Origin of the sequence: Mesorhizobium sp. M5C.F.Ca.IN.020.29.1.1, assembly GCF_003997375.1 — a bacterium.
GTDB lineage: Bacteria > Pseudomonadota > Alphaproteobacteria > Rhizobiales > Rhizobiaceae > Mesorhizobium > Mesorhizobium wenxiniae.
In genome coordinates, this window is record NZ_RZSW01000871.1 from 1 (window position 1) to 1763 (window position 1763).

The 1763-nt window shown below is 58.1% G+C and carries 1 protein-coding gene; it reads left to right on the top strand.

Annotation, left to right across the window (positions count from 1 at the left end):
- Window positions 1-41: 41 nt before the first annotated feature.
- Window positions 42-1763: potassium transporter Kup (locus EOA85_RS34470; protein WP_164760104.1), on the top strand; the 1722-nt coding region annotated here is incomplete at its 3' end.

Here is a 1763-nt window from a genome sequence, read left to right on the forward strand (position 1 = left end):
CAGCAAGCGTAGAGCACCGCGCGCTTATCGGAGTGTCGTCCATGGCCCTTACCAACAGTGGTAGTGAGGCAGAACCAGTCGAACAATCAAGCCATCCTGAGGTCGAAAAGCACAGCACCAAGGTTTTGATGCTGGGCGCTCTCGGCGTGGTCTACGGCGATATCGGCACCAGCCCGATCTATGCGCTTCGCGAAGCACTGCATGCTTCGTCCGGCACCGATCCGCGCAGTGCCGTTCTGGGCATTCTGTCGCTGATCGTCTGGGCACTGACGATTATCGTGACAATCAAATACGTCGCCTTCGTGCTTCGGGCGGATAACAAGGGTGAAGGCGGTACCCTGTCGCTTATGGCGCTGGCCCGGAAAGCTTATCCGGCTGGTTCCGGCATCATTCTTGCCATTGGTCTCTGCGGAGCCGCACTGTTTTTCGGCGACGCGATCATAACGCCGGCCATCTCGGTGCTTTCAGCGGTGGAAGGCCTGAGCGTCGTGACCCCGGCGTTCGATCCGTACGTGGTTCCCATTACATTGGTGATTCTTGCCGTCTTGTTTGCCGTGCAGCGCTTCGGGACCGGTAGAGTGGCCTCCGTTTTCGGGCCGGTGACGGCGCTCTGGTTCCTGGCGATCGGCATTGCCGGATTGGTGCATATTCTTGACGATGTGTCGGTGCTTTTGGCAATCAACCCCTACTATGCGGTCGCCTACCTTGCCGAAGCCAAAACGGGTGCATTTCTCACAGTCGGTGCGGTTTTTCTGGCGGTTACCGGTGCTGAAGCGCTTTACGTCGATCTCGGGCACTTCGGTCGCCGTCCAATCGTGCTAGCCTGGTTCTGGATCGTCTTCCCCTGCCTGCTACTCAGCTATTTTGGGCAAGGCGCGTTCGTTCTTGCTCACGGGGGGCTGCCCGACAATCCGTTTTTCCAGATGCTGCCAGATTGGGCACTGATACCGATGGTCGGGCTCGCCACAGCAGCGACTGTCATCGCCAGTCAAGCCGTTATCTCCGGGGCGTTTTCGCTGACCAGGCAGGCGGTGCAGCTCAATCTTCTGCCCAGAATCGAAGTTCAGCATACTTCCGAGATGCAACTCGGCCAAATTTACATGCCACGCGTGAATCTCATTCTCGCGCTCGGCGTAATGCTGCTGGTCGTCGGCTTTGGCAGTTCGAGTTCCCTGGCTTCCGCCTATGGAATTTCGGTGACAGGCGAAATGCTGATGACGACTATTTTGCTATTCGTGGTGATGCGGTGGCAATGGAAATGGCAGACCGCACTCGCTGCGGCGCTTGCGCTGCTCTTTGGCACGATAGACACCGGCTTCTTCCTGGCAAATATCGTGAAATTCGTGGAAGGCGGATGGGTTTCGATCGCCGTTGCCTGCATCATGGGGCTGATCATGGGGACCTGGATACGCGGGAGTCGCTATCTATTCGACAAGACGCGCCGGAACGAAATTCCGCTCGATTTCCTTGCCGGCAATTTGTTGAAGAAAAAGCCGCAGCTGGTGTCCGGTACGGCCGTGTTCCTGACCAGCGATCCCGTCAGCGCGCCGACCGCGCTGATGCACAGCCTGAAGCATTATAAGGTGTTGCACGAACAGAATGTCATCCTCTCGGTGGTGACGGCGCAGCAGCCCGTGGTGCCCGACAGCGAGCGGGTCAAGATGGAAACGATCAACGAGCTGTTCATGCGGGTGACGCTGACCTTCGGCTACATGGAACAGCCCAACATCCCGCGTGCGCTGGCGATCTGCCGCAAGCAGGGC